The 19,596-nt window shown below is 57.3% G+C and carries 22 protein-coding genes and 1 tRNA gene; 13 read left to right on the plus strand and 10 right to left on the minus strand.

The genetic code is table 11. The annotated features are described in order from the left end of the window. Positions 1-9 precede the first annotated feature (9 nt). From GCE01_RS04125 to mlaD, 3 genes are read right to left on the minus strand one after another with little or no spacing between them, the layout of a single operon-like run. Positions 10-684, minus strand: a complete 675-nt coding sequence (locus GCE01_RS04125; protein WP_099211203.1) for a DUF2155 domain-containing protein — start codon at positions 682-684, stop codon at positions 10-12. A 2-nt stretch (positions 685-686) separates the two neighbouring features. Continuing rightward, entirely contained in the window at positions 687-908 is a 222-nt protein-coding gene (locus GCE01_RS04130) for a hypothetical protein (RefSeq protein WP_046900355.1), read from the minus strand. Further along, on the minus strand, positions 905-1,438 hold the full coding sequence (gene mlaD, locus GCE01_RS04135) for an outer membrane lipid asymmetry maintenance protein MlaD (protein WP_207204216.1): 534 nt from the start codon (positions 1,436-1,438) through the stop codon (positions 905-907). Before mlaD ends, GCE01_RS04130 begins: the two co-directional genes overlap by 4 nt. A gap of 194 nt (positions 1,439-1,632) precedes the next feature. Here mlaD and GCE01_RS04140 point away from each other — a divergent pair, with 194 nt between their 5' ends. The 8 genes from GCE01_RS04140 (at position 1,633) to GCE01_RS04175 (ending at position 8,224) form a co-directional block, all read left to right on the plus strand. Then, positions 1,633-3,147 (plus strand): TSCPD domain-containing protein, encoded by a 1,515-nt coding sequence (locus tag GCE01_RS04140; protein WP_099211205.1) that lies wholly within the window; start codon positions 1,633-1,635, stop codon positions 3,145-3,147. 145 nt (positions 3,148-3,292) lie between these two features. After that, positions 3,293-3,661 (plus strand): AtpZ/AtpI family protein, encoded by a 369-nt coding sequence (locus GCE01_RS04145; RefSeq protein WP_064275510.1) that lies wholly within the window; start codon positions 3,293-3,295, stop codon positions 3,659-3,661. Continuing rightward, on the plus strand, positions 3,639-4,388 hold the full coding sequence (locus GCE01_RS04150) for a F0F1 ATP synthase subunit A (protein WP_046900946.1): 750 nt from the start codon (positions 3,639-3,641) through the stop codon (positions 4,386-4,388). Before GCE01_RS04145 ends, GCE01_RS04150 begins: the two co-directional genes overlap by 23 nt. Before the next feature lie 46 nt (positions 4,389-4,434). Continuing rightward, positions 4,435-4,659 (plus strand): ATP synthase subunit C family protein, encoded by a 225-nt coding sequence (locus GCE01_RS04155; protein WP_007284348.1) that lies wholly within the window; start codon positions 4,435-4,437, stop codon positions 4,657-4,659. Between the two features lie 8 nt (positions 4,660-4,667). Further along, positions 4,668-5,228, plus strand: a complete 561-nt coding sequence (locus GCE01_RS04160) for a F0F1 ATP synthase subunit B family protein (protein WP_046900359.1) — start codon at positions 4,668-4,670, stop codon at positions 5,226-5,228. A gap of 10 nt (positions 5,229-5,238) precedes the next feature. After that, a complete protein-coding gene (locus tag GCE01_RS04165; protein WP_064275509.1) occupies positions 5,239-5,739 on the plus strand; it encodes a F0F1 ATP synthase subunit B family protein in 501 nt (166 codons plus the stop codon). Between the two features lie 4 nt (positions 5,740-5,743). Beyond that, entirely contained in the window at positions 5,744-6,496 is a 753-nt protein-coding gene (locus tag GCE01_RS04170) for a glycosyltransferase family 2 protein (protein WP_099211207.1), read from the plus strand. 75 nt (positions 6,497-6,571) lie between these two features. After that, positions 6,572-8,224, plus strand: coding sequence for an ArnT family glycosyltransferase (locus GCE01_RS04175; protein WP_099211209.1), 1,653 nt, complete (start codon positions 6,572-6,574; stop codon positions 8,222-8,224). A 17-nt stretch (positions 8,225-8,241) separates the two neighbouring features. Here GCE01_RS04175 and GCE01_RS04180 read toward each other — a convergent pair. Continuing rightward, positions 8,242-8,317: transfer RNA gene (locus GCE01_RS04180), tRNA-Ala, on the minus strand. 143 nt (positions 8,318-8,460) lie between these two features. Here GCE01_RS04180 and GCE01_RS04185 point away from each other — a divergent pair. Then, positions 8,461-8,766 carry a YggT family protein gene (locus GCE01_RS04185; RefSeq protein ID WP_046900947.1) on the plus strand — a complete coding sequence of 102 codons (306 nt, stop codon included), beginning with the start codon at positions 8,461-8,463 and terminating at the stop codon, positions 8,764-8,766. A 3-nt stretch (positions 8,767-8,769) separates the two neighbouring features. Here GCE01_RS04185 and GCE01_RS04190 read toward each other — a convergent pair whose 3' ends face one another. From GCE01_RS04190 to GCE01_RS04200, 3 genes are all read right to left on the minus strand, one after another. Beyond that, positions 8,770-8,982, minus strand: a complete 213-nt coding sequence (locus tag GCE01_RS04190; RefSeq protein ID WP_099211211.1) for a hypothetical protein — start codon at positions 8,980-8,982, stop codon at positions 8,770-8,772. A gap of 97 nt (positions 8,983-9,079) precedes the next feature. Then, positions 9,080-10,543, minus strand: coding sequence for a metalloprotease TldD (gene tldD, locus GCE01_RS04195; RefSeq protein ID WP_086634741.1), 1,464 nt, complete (start codon positions 10,541-10,543; stop codon positions 9,080-9,082). 76 nt (positions 10,544-10,619) lie between these two features. After that, the gene (locus tag GCE01_RS04200) at positions 10,620-11,783 is read right to left on the minus strand and encodes an aminotransferase (RefSeq protein WP_099211213.1); all 1,164 of its coding nucleotides are present in this window, start codon (positions 11,781-11,783) and stop codon (positions 10,620-10,622) included. A gap of 529 nt (positions 11,784-12,312) precedes the next feature. On the opposite strand from GCE01_RS04200, the gene glnA reads away from it, so the two are divergent. The 3 genes from glnA (at position 12,313) to GCE01_RS04215 (ending at position 15,430) form a co-directional block, all read left to right on the plus strand. Further along, positions 12,313-13,695 (plus strand): type I glutamate--ammonia ligase, encoded by a 1,383-nt coding sequence (glnA, locus tag GCE01_RS04205; protein WP_046900948.1) that lies wholly within the window; start codon positions 12,313-12,315, stop codon positions 13,693-13,695. An 84-nt stretch (positions 13,696-13,779) separates the two neighbouring features. Then, positions 13,780-14,409 (plus strand): trimeric intracellular cation channel family protein, encoded by a 630-nt coding sequence (locus GCE01_RS04210; protein ID WP_064275503.1) that lies wholly within the window; start codon positions 13,780-13,782, stop codon positions 14,407-14,409. 28 nt (positions 14,410-14,437) lie between these two features. Further along, the gene (locus tag GCE01_RS04215; RefSeq protein ID WP_099211215.1) at positions 14,438-15,430 is read left to right on the plus strand and encodes an MBL fold metallo-hydrolase; all 993 of its coding nucleotides are present in this window, start codon (positions 14,438-14,440) and stop codon (positions 15,428-15,430) included. A 21-nt stretch (positions 15,431-15,451) separates the two neighbouring features. On the opposite strand, the gene GCE01_RS04220 is transcribed toward GCE01_RS04215, so the two are convergent. Both GCE01_RS04220 and GCE01_RS04225 read right to left on the minus strand, forming a co-directional pair. Then, positions 15,452-15,664 (minus strand): heavy-metal-associated domain-containing protein, encoded by a 213-nt coding sequence (locus GCE01_RS04220; RefSeq protein ID WP_046900368.1) that lies wholly within the window; start codon positions 15,662-15,664, stop codon positions 15,452-15,454. 84 nt (positions 15,665-15,748) lie between these two features. Further along, entirely contained in the window at positions 15,749-16,060 is a 312-nt protein-coding gene (locus GCE01_RS04225) for a putative quinol monooxygenase (RefSeq protein ID WP_244591081.1), read from the minus strand. Positions 16,061-16,218: 158 nt separating this feature from the next. On the opposite strand from GCE01_RS04225, the gene GCE01_RS04230 reads away from it, so the two are divergent. Then, positions 16,219-16,689 (plus strand): YbaK/EbsC family protein, encoded by a 471-nt coding sequence (locus GCE01_RS04230; RefSeq protein WP_099211219.1) that lies wholly within the window; start codon positions 16,219-16,221, stop codon positions 16,687-16,689. A 61-nt stretch (positions 16,690-16,750) separates the two neighbouring features. Here the strand turns inward: GCE01_RS04230 and gcvP are convergent, their stop codons facing one another. Next, the gene (gene gcvP, locus GCE01_RS04235) at positions 16,751-19,588 is read right to left on the minus strand and encodes an aminomethyl-transferring glycine dehydrogenase (protein ID WP_167386115.1); all 2,838 of its coding nucleotides are present in this window, start codon (positions 19,586-19,588) and stop codon (positions 16,751-16,753) included. Positions 19,589-19,596 lie beyond the last annotated feature (8 nt).

Genomic DNA, 19,596 nt, shown 5'->3' on the forward strand with positions numbered 1-19,596 from the left:
GCCCACTCCTTATTCCAGGCCGGGGTCGGCTGCGGGAGGAGGCAAGGACGGTCCGGCTGATGCCGGTGGTGCGGGAGGCACAAGAGACTGCGCACCACCAGAAGGTGGCGCGAGAGGAATCGGTGCGTGGCTGTCTGGCGCCAGCGGAACCGCTCCTCCTTCAGATGATGATGAAGAACCGGACTGGTCGGTCCCCCCTTCATCTTCCGTTGCTGTCGTACCGGCCAGTTGAGGCGCTTTTATGACGGGCAGCGGTCCAGCGTCCGGCGCAACACGATCTCCCGTGCACGCCACAACACGCACATCATAAAGCGAACTGCCATAAGTCCCGAGAGATGGCTCATTCTGCAACATCCATCCGTCGAAGGGTGGTCGAGCCGAATCTCCCGAATCACGCAGGTGCAGCAACGCACCAGAGTCAGCCGGCAATGTTTCCGGACGACTGACACACGCCTCAACAGCAACCGAAAGCGTTCGGTAGGAGGCATTTGCACCCACCGGGATCGTCAGCGTTTCAATATGGGCATCCAGCCGATCCAGAACACGAATGACAGCCTGTGTCCGCCCCTGCCAGGTATTAGCCGGGTACATCGCCGGGGGGGCAACCCCTACAGCGGCAGACGCCGATGACGTTACAGACAGAGCCAGAAGAGCCGCACCGGCAAACAGGAACCGATTGGTCATGATCAGGCGTTTCCTTGGGATTTCGGGTCCACGAGATCGGCAAGCATGGCGATGAAGGACTGGCGCATGGCATCTGGGGAAACACCCATCAGAATACCGTCCTCAAACGCATCCTGCAGGGTCTGACGCAATTCGGCATCATTTTCTCTCAGCACGCGCACTTTCTCGACGCAGGCCACTGGCTGCCCATCACGATCCAGCCAGGGAAAGTCCTCGGAACTCACGGCTCGTCTGACAGGCCACCAGCAGGCTTCTGGGGCTTTTGAGCCTTCTGAAGCGTATCCGTGACCGAAAAGATGAATTTACTCAGAAGCTGCTCAAGACTGATAGATCCCTGCGTCTCCGTCAGCGCCCCGCCAGCCTTGATAAGAGCGTCAGCGCCACCCGGTGACAGCGCAATGTACTTTCCGCCCAACAGACTGTCAGACGTGACAATAGCGGCAGAATCCGTTGGCAGCTTCACGTCCGGCGACAGTGTGAACGTCACCTGCGCCTGAAAAGTCTTCGGATCCACGACCTCAGACATCACATGGCCGACGGTAATTCCGGCCAGACGCACATCTGATCCGACATTCAGACCATCAATCTGGCTGAAAGACGCATGAACCTGGTAGCCACCATCATCATGCCGATGATGACCCAGCATCGCCAGAACCAGCATTCCGACCAGAAAGACCAGCACCAGAAACCCAGCCAGAAGCTCAAGCCGATCGTGGCGAGCTGCGGCAGGCGCTGTTCCCGTGGCTGCGCTCATGACATCACCTTCGAAAAAATCATTTTCCTGCACTAGCGGACTCCATCGCCGCAGTCCAACCCTCCCTTTGGAAACAGAGATTATCAGCCTGGGAAAATGTTATCCCCCATATCCCCATGTTCCCACCCATTAACCCGGCCAAAAGGCACGTTTTCCCGCTTCCGGGCCACCGGAACGCAGCGTAGATTCGCAGCATGACAGCCCGTCTTCATTGGACCGGCGTTCGCATGAGAACGCTTCGGGTCACCACCGATCCGGACGACAGCGCCACGCGCTCCGTCACCCTTCCGGCCGCCTGGGAGGATGATGCCGCGCAGGCGCTGGCCCAGATCACGCAAAATGGTGGCCCCATCCGCCTTTCGACGGAAGCGGCGCGTTGGGTTGACACAATTGATGCGTGTCCGCCTCTCCCCGGGACGCCAGCCAATGCACCCTCTCCTGCCCGGAGCCTGTCTTATCTTCTGCTGATGCGTCAGCTCGCCCCCAACATTGCCCTGTGGGAACGTCACCCTGACGAAATTCCAGGTTTTGTTGTGCGACTGTCTGGCTTTGTTCAGGAGGACGGTTTCGCACCAGAGCATTTCGTGGCCTGCCTGAAGCTGGCCTGCGATTCCCTGCGTCGACTTCACGCAGCAACACGCGTGGAGCGAACAGGTGAGCTGCCACTCTTTGATCTGCCCGCTGATCCGTCAGAAGAACCCGCAGGCATTATCCTGCTAACGGACCTGGACGCTTGCCTCGCATCCATGGGGCTCGACTACGACAGTGATGCAGGACGAGAAGCCGCCAGAGCCATTGCAGCACTGGCCACAAGCATAGCGCATGCAGGCACAAATCTCTCGCTCCCGACCATTCCAGCCTGCGCATCCCTACCGGGGCTACGCGCTCTCGCGGCAGAGGCCTGCGCGGCCATGGAAGGCCAGCATCTTTCCCCTGTGGAAACGGGGTTTTCCGGACCCGGGCCTGTCGACGCACTTCTAGGTGTTGAATCCTGCGGGTTGGCGCCGGTCTTTTCGCCTCTACGAAGCGATGGACATCTCCGCGCCTCGACCCTTGCCCGATTGGCTTACAGAGGCCTGACGCCCGAATCCGCCCTTGCAATGGCGCTTGCTGGTGAAGCTCCCCTTCCTCCGACAAGGCCGGAAGCCCATGCCGCCATGCATAAGGCCATGGAACGCTCCGTCGATTTTCTTCCGGAGTTGCCAGAACCCGAACTGGCGAATCTGCGGGCCAGACTGGAACGGGGCGCTCGGCGTCAGCTTCCAATGCGTCAAACCGGCTTCACTCAACGTACTGCTGTCGGCGGTCACAGTCTCTTCATGCGCACGAGCGAGTTTGAAGATGGCACCCTGGGTGAAGTCAGCATCATCCCGACCCGAGAAACGCCAATGGCCCGGGGTTTAATGGATTGTCTCGGGCAGGCTGTCAGCATTGGTCTTCAATTTGGCGCGCCGCTGGACGCTTTTGTCGAACGATTCGCTTATACCCGCTTCGGGCCTGCGGGTACGGTCGAAGGTGATCCGGGCGCAGCCTATGCATCGTCGATGCTCGATTACGCCTTCCGAACACTTTCGGAGGCTTATCTCGGGCAGCACATGCCAGACGCACCACAGATTGAACCCAACGCGGAAGATACATCTCCTATGTTGCCGTTCGATCATTCGTCGGGCGATACACCCCGCGGTCGACGCCTCAGACTGGTGAGTTGATGAAAATATGGCGTCTTCCGACGTCTACGCTGCTGGAATACATTGACAGCCTGCGGACACGTCGGTAGCTAGCGCCTGCGCTGAGAAGGAATCCGGTCATTGTGCCCGGTGGACAGGATGCGCACAGGGTAAGGGATCAGACAGCGTGGGACACGCCCCTTCCGACGAGGATGACAGCTTTGATGTGCGCCTGAAGCGCGCAAGCAAAAAGCTTGATCCCCACTCGGAAGAGTTTTCCACAAAGTCCTCCGATGAAGATGCGGGTTCTATCGCATCTTTCGGGGTTGCGATCCGGGTCGGAACGGAGCTCGTAGCCGGTCTGGCGGTTGGTGTGGCATTAGGCTACGCTCTTGACCGCTGGCTAGGTTACAGGGTTCTTTTCCTTCTGATTTTTGCCCTGCTAGGTTTTGGTGCCGGCATGATGAATGTCTGGCGGGTTTTGAATGGGCCGGGCATGGTGCCCGAGCTGAAAGATGACGGGAGAAGCCAGCGTGGCAGCCGGATCGACGATTGACGCGCTCGGACAGTTCGAGCTCCATCCGGTTCTCGGATCTCTGGGCGAAGCTCTGCGGTTCTCACAGTCTCCACTGTTCATGCTGATCGCCGTTGTGTTGGTGCTCGCATTCCTCTTCATCGGAATGCGCCCAGCCTCCGTCGTTCCTGGCCGTCTTCAGGCCGCAGCCGAAATTGGTTACGACTTCATTCATGACCTTGCCATCGGCACGATGGGTGAAGAAGGCGCTGCTTTCTTCCCGTTCGTGTTCGCTCTGTTCTTCTTCATTCTCGCCGGCAACTACCTCGGCCTGCTTCCCTTCTCCTTCACCTATACAAGCCATATCGCAGTGACACTTGCGCTGGCCGTAACGGTGTTCGTGATCTCGATCCTGGCTTCCCTGCGCTTTCAGGGTCTGGGTTTCTTCAAGCACTTCATGCCAGCCGGCGCCCCTGTGTGGCTGTCGCCGCTGCTCGTGCCGATCGAGATCCTTTCTTTTCTTTCTCGCCCCGTCAGCCTGTCGATCCGTCTGTTCGCCAACATGGTGGCCGGTCACGTTCTGCTCGAGGTGTTTGCCGGCTTCACAATCATGCTCGCCGGTCTGGGCTTCTTCGGTCATATCCTGGCCGTTGCCCCGATCGCGATCAACATTGCGCTGACGGCTCTGGAATTGCTGGTGGGTGTGCTTCAGGCATACGTTTTCGCCATTCTCACCTGCATCTATCTGCGCGAGGCCGTCGCTCACTGAGCGCGGTTTTGCACAACCCCTGTATCGACCCTAAAGGAACCTGACCATGGACGTTCAAGCCGCTCGTGACATCGGCGCCGGTATTGCAGTAATCGCCCTCGCAGGCGTCGGCATCGGCCTCGGAAACATCTTCTCGACGCTCGTGAGCTCCATCGCTCGCAACCCGGCTTCCCGCCCGCACGTTTTCGGCCTCGGCATGCTCGGCTTTGCGCTGACGGAAGCCGTTGCTCTGTTCGCGCTGCTGATCGCCTTCCTGATCCTGTTCGCCTGAGGTCGAACATGCACCGCACGCCACGTCTTTTCCTGTTCGCCGCTCCGCTGGCGGCTGTGCCGGGCCGAGCTGTGGCTGCGGGCATGCCGCAGCTGAACGTCCATGATCCGCTGCTGATCGGACAGGTCGCTTGGGGAGCCGTCATTTTTGCCGGCTTCTATGTCGTCCTCAGCCGTTCCGCTCTGCCGCGGATCGAGCGCGTGCTGTCGAACCGACGCACCCGCATCCAGAACGACCTCGATATTGCCCGCCGTGCGAAAGCCGAGTCCGACCGCGCAAGCGCCGAACTCCTGAGCACCCGCCATGAAGCGGCCGCACAGGCCCGGGCCAATGTAGAGCGCATCCAGAATGAGGCTCGCCTCAGCGCTGAAACGCATGCACGGGAAACCGCAAAGCGTCTCGAAGCTGAAGTTGCAAACGCCGAAGCCCGGATTGCCCAGTCCCGCGAGCAGGCTCTTTCCAGCCTCCCCGCGATTGCAACTGGTACCGCTCAGAACCTGGTCTCCCGTCTGATCGGGGAACAGGATGAACAGACTGTCGCCAGCGCCGTGAAACGCGTCAGCGCCTAAGGAGACGACGATGTTCCAAGAACCCCGTTTCTGGACTGCCCTGGCATTTGTCCTCTTCTTCGTGATCTTTGGTCGCAAGCTCTGGGCCGTCATCACGAGCCATCTTGATGCCCGTGCAGAAGGCGTTCGCCGCGATCTGGACGAGGCAGCCCGTCTCCGCCGTGAGGCAGAGCAGATGCTCGAAGATGCGACCCGCGAGCGTGAGAAGACGCTGGCAGAAACGCAGGCCATGATTGCCCGCTCAGAGACGGAAGCTGCTGCTCTGGCAGAACGCGCCCGTCACGAAGCAGAAGCAGCAGCCGGCCGTTACGAGAAGATGGCGCACGACCGGATTGAAGCCGCAGAGCGCGCTGCAATCCGTGAAGTTCAAGAGCGCGCAACAGCCATTGCCATCTCAGCAGCTCGCGATGTTGTGGCCTCCCGTCTTTCCGAAAGCCCGGACGTTGCTGCTCAGCTGATTGAGCAGAGCATTCAGAATCTTCCTGAAGCGCTGCGCCGTTCTGCGGCCTGAGTTTATGACATCCGTCCGCCCATCCCAGACTCCTGTGACGCTTTCCATTGTCATGGCAGTCCTGAATGAGGCGGACAATATTCTACCTGTCTGTCAGGAACTCGCTGGAGTTCTTGATGGCTTCCCGGAAAATACTGAAATTCTCGCCATCGACGATGGCAGTACAGATGCCACTGTCGAAAAGCTTCTTGAAGCACGACGTCAGTATCTTCCAAATCTCAGAATTCTTAGTCACCCACAGCGCCTTGGCAAATCTGCTGCTCTGAGAACCGGAGCAACAGCCGCTCATGGCGAATGGATGGCGACCATTGATGGCGATGGTCAAGACGATCCTTCTTCCATCATCCGCATGCTTGAGCTGGCACGTTCAGCCAATTCCAAGCCGCCGCTGGTGGTTGGTGTCCGTCGAAAAAGGAATGACCGTCTCTCCCGGCGCGTTGCGACGAAGCTGGCCAACGGCTTGCGCCGTCGCCTTCTGAATGATGGTTGCCCGGACACCGGGGCGCCTCTCAAGCTTTTCTCTCGTGAGATGTTCCTGCGTATTCCGCAGTTTGAGGGTGTACACCGCTTTCTACCGGCCCTCCTTGGACACTATGGCGCCCCGCTGATCTGCCATGAAGTTCAGCACCGTGCTCGTCTGCACGGCTCATCAAAATACACCAACTTCAATCGGGCTCTTGTTGGCATCCGTGATCTTCTGGGTGTCATGTGGCTGCAAAACCGAACCCACCTGCCCGATCGTCTGACCGAACACTGATCCATCCTTTAACAGGATGGCCTTTCAGACACTTTCCGGCCACCATTCTCTGATGGACCGGAACGGAGCCTCTGCATGAAACTGACATTCCGGCATTATGCCCTCCTCGGGCTAGTGACCTTTCTGCTTGCCTTGCCGGGACGCATGACATTGCCCCCGCTGGATCGTGACGAACCACGTTATATGGAAGCGTCAGAGCAGATGCTCACGTCCGGAAATTTCGTAGACGTCCGCTTTCAGGACAAACCACGCTATTTGCAGCCGGCTGGCATCTACTGGCTTGAAGCCTCTTCAGCAAAAATTGCGGAAGAACTCTTTGGCTCAGACGTTCTTCGAAAAACCTGGCCCTATCGCATTCCAAGCCTCATAGCCGCCGCCCTTATCATCCCCCTGACAGCCTGGATGGGAAGCGCACTTTTCGGAGCCGTTACCGGTCTGATGGCTGCGGGCCTCCTGATGGTTTCGACGCTCTTTGTTGCCGAAAGCCATATGGCAACAATCGATACAGTCCTACTCCTAGATATCCTGTGCTTTGAAGCAATGCTTCTGAGGGCATTTCTCGATCGTCAGAAGAACAGTCCGACATCCGTCTGGGTTGCCTGTGGTTACTGGCTGGCGTTGGGCGTCGGCCTAATGCTCAAGGGCCCTGTTGTTCTCATTCCAGGCTTTTGTACCCCACTGGCCCTATGGGCTGTCGAACGTGATCGAGAATGGTGGTCCAGACTGCGTCCACGCTGGGGTTGGCTGCTCATGCTTGCCGTAGTCGTTCCGTGGTGTGTCGCGATTGATGTTGTCAGTCATGGGGACTTCTTTTCACGCGCCATTGGCCGTAACTTTCTGGGGAAAGTGGCACATGGCCAGGAAGCTCACGGCCTACCACCAGGATTCCATCTTATTGTTTTTGCGCTGGCATTCTGGCCTGGATCTTTTTTTGCTGCTTTGGCAATTCCGTCAGTCTGGAAAAATCGCAAACTGCCTCAGGTCCGGTTTTTGCTGAGCTGGATTATCCCGCACTGGCTGGTCTTTGAACTAATCGCCACGAAGCTTCCGCATTACGTGCTCCCCACATATCCGGCCATTGCAATCCTGACTGCCGCGGCTCTAACGATTTGGGGTCGTCCAGCTCTTTCCAAATGGAGCAAAATCGCTCTCGGATTCTACGGCGTAATATGGGCCGCAGTTGGCTTGGCCTTCTGTTTCGCTGGCACGGTCGTGCTGTACAAAATGCAGCATATGCTTTCGATCCGCGAATGCCTGGCGCTCTGCGGAGCCCTCCCTCTCATGGGAGGAGCAATTCTTCTTTTAATCCGCAATCATCGGCAGCAGGCAGCGTTTTGCGCGATGGGTGCCGCTGTCATTGCACAAGCCGGCCTCTTCCTGGCTGTAATCCCCAACCTGCAAACCATTCGCCTGGCTCCCCGAGTGGCTGCACTCTTTGAAGACGTGAAGCCATGCGCTCAAACTGTGCTGGTTTCGACATCCTATTCAGAGCCAAGCCTGGTTTTCCTGGTGGGTGAACACACGCAGTTGATTGGCCCAGAAGCCGCGGCAGCTTATCTCTACCAGAATCCTCGCTGCACACTCGCTCTGGTAGACCGAAAGGATGAAAAGACCTTTCGGGATGCATTGAACCGAACCAACCTCAGCATCGTAGAATATGGCCGTATTCAAGGCCTGAACTACTCAAACGGTCATCGTCTTGACCTGGGCATGTTCGCCCCAGACTAAATTCCCGGAAATTGCCATGGTGGAGCTGAGGGGAATCGAACCCCTGACCTCCTCATTGCGAACGAGGCGCTCTCCCAACTGAGCTACAGCCCCATGGCACTTTTGATAGTTCCCATCAGCCCGGTTTCTGTCAAGCAATCCGGATGAGGTTGTCCTGTCTCGCCGAGGCAGATACAAAACCTGTTCCTGGCTGGCCGCTTACCCGGTCTTCCGCGTTTTCCGACGAGGTTTTCAGCATGCTTGCCCTGCACGCCATTATCCTGATGATCATTCAGGCATTCGTATGGGCTCTTCTGGCTTACTGTATTCTGTCCATGCTGCTGGGCTTTGGCGTGCTGGATATTCGTAACCGGTTTTTCTACTCGCTCTTCAACACCCTCGCGCGCGTCGTCGAACCGATTCTGGCCCCTATTCGGAATATCCTTCCCAGCACAGGCGGCATGGACTTCGCGCCGATGGTCCTGCTGCTGGCAATCCAGTTTCTGGTCTATCCCTTGGTCAACCGTGTGTTCGCCATGCTGATTTACCACCCGGCTTTCTAAGCCTCACCGGACTGCGCGCCACACTTCCTCCAGCGCATCAGCCAAGTCATTGTGCGGCTCACTCCACTGACCTGAGTGCGTCGGCGGTTGCATCCAGGTGCGCCACCCTTTTCCCGGCTCACGTTCAATGCGAACAGACCAGTCTTCAGGCAAGCGGCTTAACACACGCTCCATCCGGACCTGACTGGTCAGTGGCTTGGCGTAATTATGCCCCATGGTGGAGCTCCTTTCACAACGTGAACTCCTGAGCTGCAATATCCGAAAATGAGTTACGGCTACTTTAAGAGCCGGGAAGCCCGAGAGTTTTACTCTGTCAGGCTGTGCCACCTACCGTCAGGCCGGACAACTTCAGCGTCGGCTGCCCCACTCCGACAGGAACGCCCTGACCGGCTTTGCCGCATGTCCCAATTCCTGGATCAAGCGCCACATCTGATCCGATCATCGAAATCTGGTTCATGGCATCTGCACCGTTTCCAATGAGCGTTGCACCCTTCACCGGGCGCGTCACTTTTCCATCTTCAATCAGATAAGCTTCAGACGCCGCGAAAACGAACTTCCCAGACGTAATATCAACCTGACCACCGCCAAAATTGACGGCATACAGTCCACGCTTTGTAGAGCGGATCATCTCGTCGGTCGTCGCTGTTCCTTCAAGCATCACCGTATTCGTCATCCGTGGCATAGGAGCATGAGCGTAAGATTCCCGACGCCCATTTCCCGTGGAAGACACACCCATCAGACGGGCATTCAGGCGATCCTGCAAATAACCCGTCAGAATGCCGTCTTCGATCAGAACAGTTCGTCCTGTTGGAGTCCCTTCATCGTCGATGCTCAAAGATCCTCGACGCTCCGGCAGTGTCCCATCATCAATAACCGTCACTCCAGGAGCAGCCACCCGCTTCCCGACCATGCCGGTGAAGGAGGATGTTCCCTTCCGGTTGAAGTCCCCCTCCAGACCATGGCCAACAGCTTCATGAAGCAGAATGCCTGGCCATCCTGGCCCAAGCACCACATCCATTTCTCCTGCAGGTGCCGGCGCTGCATCAAGGTTCAGCAGAGCCTGCCTCAGAGCTTCATCAACTGCTGCTTTCCATGTTGCGCCATCCAGAAGACGATCCAGTTCATACCGTCCCCCCTGTCCATGACTACCACTCTCGCGACGACCGTCCTTTTCAACCACGACCGATACATTGAGACGGACCAGCGGACGAAGATCCGCAACGCGATCTCCGGCATCCGCACGACGCATGATCTGCACGGCCTGCCACTCGGAACTCAGACTGGCACTGACTTGAACAACGCGGGTATCCACACCACGGGCATAGGCATCTATTTCGCCCAGAACGGCCGCACGCGCTGCAAAGTCCGTTCCCTCCAGCGGTCGGGAGTCAGAATAGAGACGCTGATTGGTTGATCGCGGGCCCGGCGCCATCACGCCACTTCGTCCCTGTCGCACGGCACCGACTGTGCTAACCGCACGTGCCAGGGCGTCTTCACTCATTTCATCAGAATGGGCGAAAGCCGTTTCCGTTCCCAGAACTGCGCGCAGACCAAAACCTGAAGAGGTTGTGAAACTCGCTGATCGGATTGTCCCGTCATCCAGAGAGATCCCCTCATTTTCGCGGTATTCGAGAAACAGTTCTCCATCATCTACCCCTGCCAATCCCTGTGCAACCAGTGCTTCGGCACCCTCCCGCGTCAGTCGGGAACCGGGGCGGTCAAAAAACAGGGCATCAGTTGTGGCAAGGGCTCCCAGCGCATCTGCGGCAATGGACATCGGGGTAATCTCCTGGCTGAGAGGATGGTGAAGAACTAGAAATGGGTCATAGCACGCGAATTGAAAGAGGCCGCCTTCAGGTGAGTGCTTTTTCGAGGCGACGCAGGGCTTCGTGAAGAATTTCCGGCTTCTTGCAGAATGCAAAGCGGATCATGTTGCGTGGCGGTTCAGCGCCCTCTGGGTCATAAAAGGCAGAGACCGGAATTGTTGCCACGCCTGCGTGCTCAACCAGCCATTCGGCAAATTCCACATCCGTTCGTCCCTGAGCATGCCGTGACGTATCCGCCACGACAAAATAGCTTCCATCTGCGGGAAGTGTCTCAAAACCGAGGCGATGCAATCCTTCCACAAGAATGTCTCGGCGCAATTCCAGGTCAGCGGACAAACTTTTGTAGTAGCTGTCGTCTTTATTGAGACCATGCGCCACAGCGCGCTGAAGATTAGGTGCCGTGGCAAACACCAGCACCTGATGAGCCTTCGCAACCACAGACGCCAGAGCCGAAGGAGCCGTGACATACCCGACTTTCCACCCCGTCAGAGAGAAGCTCTTGCCTGCGCTCCCAATGCGCATGCAGCGCTCCCGCATATTAGGAAGCGTCATGAGGGGAATGTGTTTCACGTGAAACGTCAGGTGTTCGTAAACTTCGTCACAGATCACATAGGCATCATGTTCCTTCACCAATCCTGCAATCAGCTCAAGTTCAGTCTGTGAAAAGACCTTGCCCGCAGGGTTCATCGGAGAGTTCAGGATCATGGCTTTTGTTTTGGGACCAAAGGCTGCACGCAACTCTTCTTCAGGAAGCTTCCAGTGTGGCGGCTGAAGACGGACGCACTTGGGAACCGCGCCTATCATCTTGAGCATGGGAAGATAGGTGTCATAGAGAGGTTCGATCAGAACCACTTCATCACCAGCTTCCACAACAGCCATCAGGCAGGCTGCCAGAGCTTCCGTTGCTCCGGACGTCACAACGACCTCTGTCGCCGGATCAATCTCAAGCCCATAAAAACGCCGGTTTGATTCAGCGACAGCCTGCCGCAACTCCGGCAACCCCGTTAGCGGCGCATACTGGTTTCTATTATCCTTCAGCGCCTCAGCCGCGACGTTGATAATATCCGCCGGGCCTTCAGTGTCCGGAAAGCCCTGTCCCAGATTGATTGCATCATACTTGGCAGCAAGTTGAGACATAATCGTGAAAACGGTCGTGGGCAGTGAAGACAGATAGGTATTGGACGTTTTCATGGACCAGCGCTTTTAAGACATGGAACGGAAGAGAGACCTCACCATTGCAGGACCCGCTCGTCCTGAAAAGCCATTCCCTGCGCTTTGGTCCTCACCTCACGATCTCAGCTGAACAAACGTCTTTTTGGAATCAGTACCCGCACAGTAACTATGAAATTCCCGATCAATAAAATTTTCCCGATCGGACAACACCCCGGCAAGTCAGAGCTTCCCCATCCCTGATCGGCCAGAAAAACGCGTCCAATCAGGCCAAGTGCCATTTTGAGACACTTTCTTTCTTCAATTGATGATGAAATGAAGGTGTATGTCGTACTCGACAGATGGGAAATTGTCCCGTAATCGTTTTGAAGCCGTTCACACGATGCAAGGCGACAGATCGATGGCCAGAAAAGCCCCTACTTCCTCCACCGCCAAACCGAAAGCTGCAGCTCCACGCCGCGCTTCCGCCAAGGCTGCTTCCCCCAAGACAACCGCCGCAGCTGGCAAGCCACCAGCACCGAAGCCCGAGGCCGTTGCCCGCGTTTTCGAGATGATCCAGGAACATGCGGCTGAGTTCGTCGATCTGCGTTTCACCGATCCCAAGGGCAAGTGGCACCACACGACCCAGACGGTCTCCACCATTGAAGACGACACGTTCGTTGAAGGCTTCATGTTCGATGGCTCGTCCATCCAGGGCTGGAAAGCGATCAACGAGTCCGACATGGTTCTGCTGCCAGATCCGGAAACGGCCGTCATGGACCCGTTCTCCGCAAAGCCGCAGCTGATCCTGTTCTGTGACATTATTGATCCCAAGACAGGCAACTTCTACAATCGTGATCCCCGCTCGACGGCCAAGCTTGCAGAAGCCTATCTGAAGGAAGCCGGCTTCGGCGATACCGCTTTCTTCGGCCCGGAAGCTGAGTTCTTCATCTTCGACAACGTCCAGTTCGGCACTGGTCCGAACTTCGGTACGTACCAGCTCGACAGCATCGAAGGCCCAGGCGCATCTCTGAAGGCCTACCCGGAAGGCAACATGGGCCATCGCCCTGTCGTCAAGGGTGGTTACTTCCCGGTCCCGCCAGTGGACAGCGAGCATGACCTCCGCGCCGAAATGCTCTCCACGATGGGCGAAATGGGTCTTCCGATCGAGAAGCACCATCACGAAGTTGCACAGTCCCAGCACGAGCTTGGCACGAAGTTCGACACGCTCGTGAAATCTGCTGACTTCATGCAGATCTACAAGTACTGCGTGCACAACGTTGCCCACTCCTACGGCAAAACGGCCACGTTCATGCCGAAGCCGATCTCGGGCGACAACGGTTCCGGCATGCACGTTCACCAGTCCATCTGGAAAGACGGCAAGCCAACCTTCGCTGGCGACAAGTATGCGGACCTGTCCGAAGACGCACTGTTCTACATTGGCGGCATCATCAAGCACGCCAAGGCTCTGAACGCGTTCACGAACCCGTCCACCAACTCCTACAAGCGCCTGATCCCGGGCTTTGAAGCGCCCGTGCTGCTGGCTTACTCCGCTGCCAACCGTTCAGCTTCGTGTCGTATCCCGCACGCCACGAACCCGAAGGCAAAGCGCGTTGAAGTCCGCTTCCCGGACCCGATGGCAAACCCATATCTGGCGTTTGCAGCCATGCTGATGGCTGGTCTTGATGGCATCCGCAACAAGATCCACCCTGGCGACGCCATGGACAAGGATCTGTACGAACTGCCGAAGGAAGAGCTTGCTCAGATCCCGACGGTCTGCGGTTCGCTCCGTGAAGCCCTCGAAGCCCTTCAGGAAGATCACGCATTCCTTCTCGAAGGCGGCGTTTTCACCAAGGACCAGATCGAGAGCTACATCGACATCAAGTGGCCTGAAGTCTACAAGTTCGAACACACACCCCACCCGGTCGAGTTCGAGATGTACTACTCGGTCTAATCCGAGCAGACTTCTGCAAAACGGAGAAGCCCGGCCTTTGCGCCGGGCTTTTTCGTACCCGCTTTCCCTGTTACGGCACCCGTCATGATGCATCCCGCTTTCGAGGCTTTTTCAACTTCCGTCCTGCCCATTCTGGATATTGCCGGAACGGCCGTCTTTGCCGTTTCAGGAGCCCTCGCCGCTGCACGGGAACGCCTGACAATCCTGACTTTCATGTTCTTCGCCGCCATTACAGGTGTCGGCGGTGGAACCGTGCGCGATCTGTTGATCGGTGCCCCTGTCTCTTGGATGCACAACTCCACTGGCATCACTGTCTGCATGGTCTGCGCCCTGCTCGTCTGGTTCACGCCAGGTCGCCTCTGGTCCGAGCGCGCCGTAGACTGGTTCGACGGAATGGGGATTGCAGCTTATGGCGTGTATGGCGCAGCCAAAGCCATTGCTTATGGCATCCCACCTGTTCCAGCCGCTCTGATGGGAATTGTCAGTGCATGCATGGGGGGCATTTTTCGCGATGTCCTGGCTGGCGTCCCATCCATCATCATTCGTCCAGAGCTGTATGTTACTGCTGTTGCCCTCTCATCGTGCAGCTATGTGCTCCTGACAAAAGCAGGGTGTGACACCACACTGGCAGCTGCCATCGCCATTTTCGCAGGGTTTGCCCTTCGCGCACTTGCTCTTCTCAAGGGACTGTCGCTGCCGCATTATCGAAAATAGCCCTCCTCACGGAAAAGAACGTCCGCTCATGCGCATCGCCCCCGTCCTGAAGGGACTTCTAGCCGCTCTCCCTCTGCTTCTTTGTGCTTCCATAGCGCAGGCCTCAGACTTTGATATCGTCGTACTGGGAGCCGCCGGAGGCTTGGATGACGGAACGTTAAGCGCCTACTTAATCCGGCCTGAAGGTTCTGACAAAGGCGTTCTCTGCGATGCGGGAACAGTTCTGCATGGCCTGAAAGACGCCGTAAAAGCAGGGGTGTTCAAGACCCTCTCCCTCAAATCCGCAACACTGACCCCGGAAGGGGAAATTCTTCACGCGACCATTGCGGCCTATCTGATCAGCCATGCTCATCTGGATCATATTGCCGGTCTGGTCGCCATATCCCCGGATGACACACCCAAACCGATCATGGCTCTTGCGTCCGTCAACGCCATTCTCGCCGAACATATTTTCAACTGGCAGATTTGGCCCAACATGGGCGACAAAGGCGTCAAACCCCGGCTCAGCACATACCGCTATGACGATCTAACACCCGAGAAGCCCACACCCATCAGCGGGACATCTTTGCAGGTTCAGGCCTATCCATTGAACCATGGCGGTGTGGAATCAACAGCATTCCTGCTAACAAGCAGCCCAGATGCCCTGCTCTATCTCGGAGATACCGGGCCAGACGCCCCCCAGCACTCAGATCACCTGCATCGTCTCTGGCAGGCTATCGTGCCCCTTGTGCGTCAGAAACATCTCCATGCCATCATGATAGAGTGCTCTTATGACAACTCCATTTCCGATAGCCACCTGTACGGACATCTGACGCCGCACTGGGTAGAGGCAGAACTGGAAGATCTTCAGCAGATCGCAGGCGTTTCGCTCAAAAATCTGCCCGTCGTAATTACGCACGTCAAACCGACACTCAGACGCCAGCAAGATCCCGTTCTGCGCATTCATGAAGAACTGGAAGCGGGCAATACAACAGGCGTCCACTTCATTATGGCAGCCCAGAGCCTGCACCTCAGGCTCTGACCGCCAAAGGCAATCTCTCAGTCAGCCAACGACGTCAAAGCCCACGTCTTCCACTGTCTCTTTCAGCGCTGCCGTAGAAACCTTGGCATCGTCATACTGAATGACAGCCTGTGCTGGCTCCAGGGTCACATCCGCAGCAGAAACGCCAGGAACAGCTTCAAGGGCTTTCTGGAGCTTGCCTGAACACCCTGTGCAGGACATGCCTTCGACCTGAAATGTTACGGTTGCTGTCATGGGTGTCTCTCCTTCGTGCATGGTTTGCCGCCCCAACAGCGACACATCAGAAGAGACATATTCCCGCTGGAATTGAAACAGCTTTCAGATCGCGTCACTGATTTCATCAAGCGGCGTCACCTTCATCAACTGCACAGAAGCATCCAGACGATCCAGCAACGCGGCAAGAGACCTAAAATGTGGCGTCTCCAGATGCTGCTCGAAAGCCTCAGTCGAAGCCCAGCGCTCCTCGGCCGTGAAGCGTCCTCCATGGTCCTGATCGCGGCTGATTACGTAACGCTGGCAGCCTTCTTCCGCGCGTGATGCAACAATGCAGCGTACCAGTTCCAGCTCCAGCTCTCGTGCCTGGTCAGACGATACAGTCAGAATGGCGACAACACAGGCAGCATGACTCACGATGTTTTCCTCACAAAAAAAGATACAGGATCTGGTTCCCATCGGTAAACTGATGGCCCTCGCCCCTGTGCGCTGCCATTTCTACAAGATAGGTTTTCTGAAATCTCCCCCATGTTTCACATGAAACATCTTCCTGAAATTTCCGGAGGCACCTATTCATGAGTCTTGAAAGCGTAAGGATTGATCTCGCCCAGCGCGCGCCTGATCTCTCCATCATCGTGACGGAGTGTTCCACGGCTACCGTTGATGAGGCTGCTGCTACACACAATGTCGAGCCCGATCAGATTGCCAAAACACTCGGCGTGAAGGTTGGGTCAGGTCCACAGGCTAAAACTGTGCTGATCGTCATGGCAGGAACAAAACGTCTGGATAATCGTCTGACAAAAGACGTTCTGGGAGGTCGTCCCCGCTTCCTAAACGGAGACGAGGTGCTGGCACTTACAAGCCATCCGCCCGGCGGCGTTTGCCCCTTTGGACTATCAAAGCCACTTCCCGTTTATTGCGATGAGTCTCTTCGTGCATTTAACATCGTGATCCCTGCTGCAGGTGCCACCAATGCCTCCGTCATGCTCACCCCGGCGCGTCTGGCAGAACTGACGTCTGCAGAGTGGGTCACCGTCACATCCTGATGGACAATAAAAAAGGCGCCCCTTTTGAGGGCGCCTTTTTCACTCACAAAACAGACTAATATTACACGTCTGCGTAAGTCGAAATATCCGGGCACGAACACACCAGATTCCGGTCGCCCCACGCGTTATCCAGCCGTCCGACAGGCGACCAGTACTTGGACGTGTTAACCCCACCCGGGAAACAGCCCTTCTCCCGCGCATAGGGGCGACCCCACTCACCGGCCAAGTCAGCCGTCGTATGAGGCGCAAACCGTAGCGGGCTATCCTCTACGGCAACTGCCCCTGCTTCCACATCTGCAATTTCTGCCCGAATGGCGATCATCGCATCGCAGAACCGATCCAGCTCGACCTTCCCCTCGGACTCTGTCGGCTCGATCATGAACGTCCCCGCTACGGGGAAACTGACCGTCGGCGCATGGAACCCATGGTCAATCAGGCGCTTGGCAATGTCGTCCACCGTCACACCAACTGCATCCTTGATCGGCCGCAGGTCAACAATGCACTCATGCGCCGTAAAGCCGTTGCTACCCCGATACAGCACCGGGTAATGCGCTTCCAGACGCGCCGCGATGTAGTTCGCATTCAAAATGGCCACTTCCGTCGCCCGACGCAGTCCCTCATCCCCCATCATCATGATGTAGGCGGCAGAGATCGGCAGAATGGACGCTGAACCATACGGCGCAGCAGAAACGGCAACTCCGTTCTGTCCCGGCAGATACGGCGCCAGATGGCTGCCCACACCAATCGGCCCCATGCCCGGTCCACCACCGCCATGCGGAATGCAGAACGTCTTGTGCAGATTGAAATGCGAAACATCAGCCCCGTACAGGCCCGGTCGTGCCAGACCAACCTGCGCATTCAGGTTCGCACCATCCAGATAAACCTGCCCACCAGCCGCATGAACAAGATCACAGATCTCGACAATCCGTTCCTCAAACACACCATGCGTGGACGGATAGGTAATCATGATGGCCGCCACACGCCCGTCATGCTGCGCGATCTTTGCCTTCAGATCCTCCACATCAACGTTGCCATTGCTGTCACAGGCCACAACAACAACACGCATCCCCACCATGTGGGCAGACGCTGGGTTTGTCCCATGCGCGGACGCCGGAATCAGGCACACATCCCGATCCATATCTCCGCGCGCCTGATGATACCCACGGATCGCCAGAAGCCCCGCAAACTCACCCTGCGCACCAGAATTCGGCTGAAGCGACACAGCATCATACCCCGAAATCGCACACAGCGTCCGCTCCAGATACGCAAACAGTTCCGCATATCCAGCCTGCTGATCCTTCGGCGCAAACGGATGAATCCGCCCGAATTCAGGCCAGGTGATAGGAATCATTTCTGCGGTTGCATTAAGCTTCATCGTGCAGGAGCCCAGCGGAATCATCGTCCGATCCAGCGCAAGATCCTTGTCAGACAGAGACCGCATATACCGCAGCAGATCCGTCTCCGAACGATGAACATGGAACACCGGATGCGTCAGCAAAGCCGCCTGACGGGACAGCGCCTGCGGTAGAGCCTCTTCAACAGAAAGCTCCCGCTCCAGAACCGCAATACGCGCCTCATCCGCCCCAAAACACTGCCACAGCGCCCGGATGGTCGCAGGCGTCGTCGCCTCATCACAGGACAGACCAATCCGTCCTTCGCCCGCATCACGCAGATTGATCCCGGCATCCAGAGCCTTAGCAAGAATGCCCTGTGCATCGGAACCAGCCTGCACTGTCAGCGTGTCGAAGAACGTTTCCGTCTCAACCGTCACGCCAAGAGCCTTCAGACCCGCAGCCAGAATAGTCGCCAGACGATGCGTACGACCCGCAATCGCCTTCAGCCCTTCCGGCCCATGATACACCGCATACATGGACGCAATGACGGCCAGCAGAACCTGCGCCGTGCAGATGTTGGACGTCGCCTTCTCCCGGCGGATATGCTGCTCCCGGGTCTGCAACGCCAGTCGATACGCCGGGCGCCCGACGCTATCACGCGAAACACCGACCAGACGCCCCGGCATGTGCCGCTTGTAAGCATCCTTCGTCGCCATGAACCCGGCATGCGGGCCACCACCACCCATCGGCACGCCATAACGCTGCATGGACCCAATAGCGATGTCCGCGCCCAGCGCCCCCGGGCTTTCCAGCATCACAAGAGCCAGCGGATCACAGGTCACGGCAACAATACCGCCCTGCGCATGAACCGCCTCAATCACACCACGCGGGTCACGCACAGCCCCGGACGACCCCGGATAGGACAGCAGTGCACCAAACACGGACGCCGCATCCAGATCCGTCGCCGGATCACCCACCACAATCTCCCAGCCCAGCGGCTCGGCCCGCGTCTTCAGAACAGCCAGCGTCTGCGGATGCGTATCAGCATCTACGAAGAACCGGTCGGACTTGGACTTGCAGACACGCTTGGCCAGCGCCATAGCCTCCGCACAGGCCGTGCCCTCATCCAGCAAGGACGCATTGGCGATATCGAGCCCTGTCAGATCCGCCACAAGCGTCTGAAAGTTCAGAAGCGCCTCAAGGCGCCCCTGACTGATTTCCGGCTGATACGGCGTGTAAGCCGTGTACCAGGCCGGATTTTCCAGAATATTGCGCTGAATGACCGGCGGAAGAACCGTGTCGTAATATCCCTGCCCGATCATGGACGTCAGAACACGGTTCCGGGACGCAATCTCCCGCAGACGCGCCAGAGCCTGCTGTTCCGTCAGCGCCGCGCCAATCCCGTGGTCACCACGATCAAGAATGGCTTTCGGAACCGTCCGGTCAATCAGATCATCAAGGCTGGACGCCCCGATCGTCTGCAACATCTCCGCAATTTCAGAGGAGCGTGGGCCAATATGGCGGGAGCTGAAGTCTTCGGTCTGTTCAGGCCACAGGATCGTCACGGTATCGT

The organism is Gluconobacter cerinus (genome assembly GCF_002723935.1).
Taxonomy (GTDB): Bacteria; Pseudomonadota; Alphaproteobacteria; order Acetobacterales; family Acetobacteraceae; genus Gluconobacter; species Gluconobacter cerinus.

Excerpts from the sequence above, each read along its gene's own strand:
- GCE01_RS04125 (WP_099211203.1), bottom strand. The coding sequence starts at position 684 with ATGACCAATCGGTTCCTGTTTGCCGGTGCGGCTCTTCTGGCTCTGTCT.
- mlaD (WP_207204216.1), bottom strand. The coding sequence starts at position 1,438 with ATGAGCGCAGCCACGGGAACAGCGCCTGCCGCAGCTCGCCACGATCGG.
- GCE01_RS04140 (WP_099211205.1), top strand. The coding sequence starts at position 1,633 with ATGACAGCCCGTCTTCATTGGACCGGCGTTCGCATGAGAACGCTTCGG.
- GCE01_RS04155 (WP_007284348.1), top strand. The coding sequence starts at position 4,435 with ATGGACGTTCAAGCCGCTCGTGACATCGGCGCCGGTATTGCAGTAATC.
- GCE01_RS04160 (WP_046900359.1), top strand. The coding sequence starts at position 4,668 with ATGCACCGCACGCCACGTCTTTTCCTGTTCGCCGCTCCGCTGGCGGCT.
- GCE01_RS04165 (WP_064275509.1), top strand. The coding sequence starts at position 5,239 with ATGTTCCAAGAACCCCGTTTCTGGACTGCCCTGGCATTTGTCCTCTTC.
- GCE01_RS04170 (WP_099211207.1), top strand. The coding sequence starts at position 5,744 with ATGACATCCGTCCGCCCATCCCAGACTCCTGTGACGCTTTCCATTGTC.
- GCE01_RS04175 (WP_099211209.1), top strand. The coding sequence starts at position 6,572 with ATGAAACTGACATTCCGGCATTATGCCCTCCTCGGGCTAGTGACCTTT.
- GCE01_RS04185 (WP_046900947.1), top strand. The coding sequence starts at position 8,461 with ATGCTTGCCCTGCACGCCATTATCCTGATGATCATTCAGGCATTCGTA.
- GCE01_RS04190 (WP_099211211.1), bottom strand. The coding sequence starts at position 8,982 with ATGGGGCATAATTACGCCAAGCCACTGACCAGTCAGGTCCGGATGGAG.
- tldD (WP_086634741.1), bottom strand. The coding sequence starts at position 10,543 with ATGTCCATTGCCGCAGATGCGCTGGGAGCCCTTGCCACAACTGATGCC.
- GCE01_RS04200 (WP_099211213.1), bottom strand. The coding sequence starts at position 11,783 with ATGAAAACGTCCAATACCTATCTGTCTTCACTGCCCACGACCGTTTTC.
- glnA (WP_046900948.1), top strand. The coding sequence starts at position 12,313 with ATGATCCAGGAACATGCGGCTGAGTTCGTCGATCTGCGTTTCACCGAT.
- GCE01_RS04210 (WP_064275503.1), top strand. The coding sequence starts at position 13,780 with ATGATGCATCCCGCTTTCGAGGCTTTTTCAACTTCCGTCCTGCCCATT.
- GCE01_RS04215 (WP_099211215.1), top strand. The coding sequence starts at position 14,438 with ATGCGCATCGCCCCCGTCCTGAAGGGACTTCTAGCCGCTCTCCCTCTG.
- GCE01_RS04220 (WP_046900368.1), bottom strand. The coding sequence starts at position 15,664 with ATGACAGCAACCGTAACATTTCAGGTCGAAGGCATGTCCTGCACAGGG.
- GCE01_RS04230 (WP_099211219.1), top strand. The coding sequence starts at position 16,219 with ATGAGTCTTGAAAGCGTAAGGATTGATCTCGCCCAGCGCGCGCCTGAT.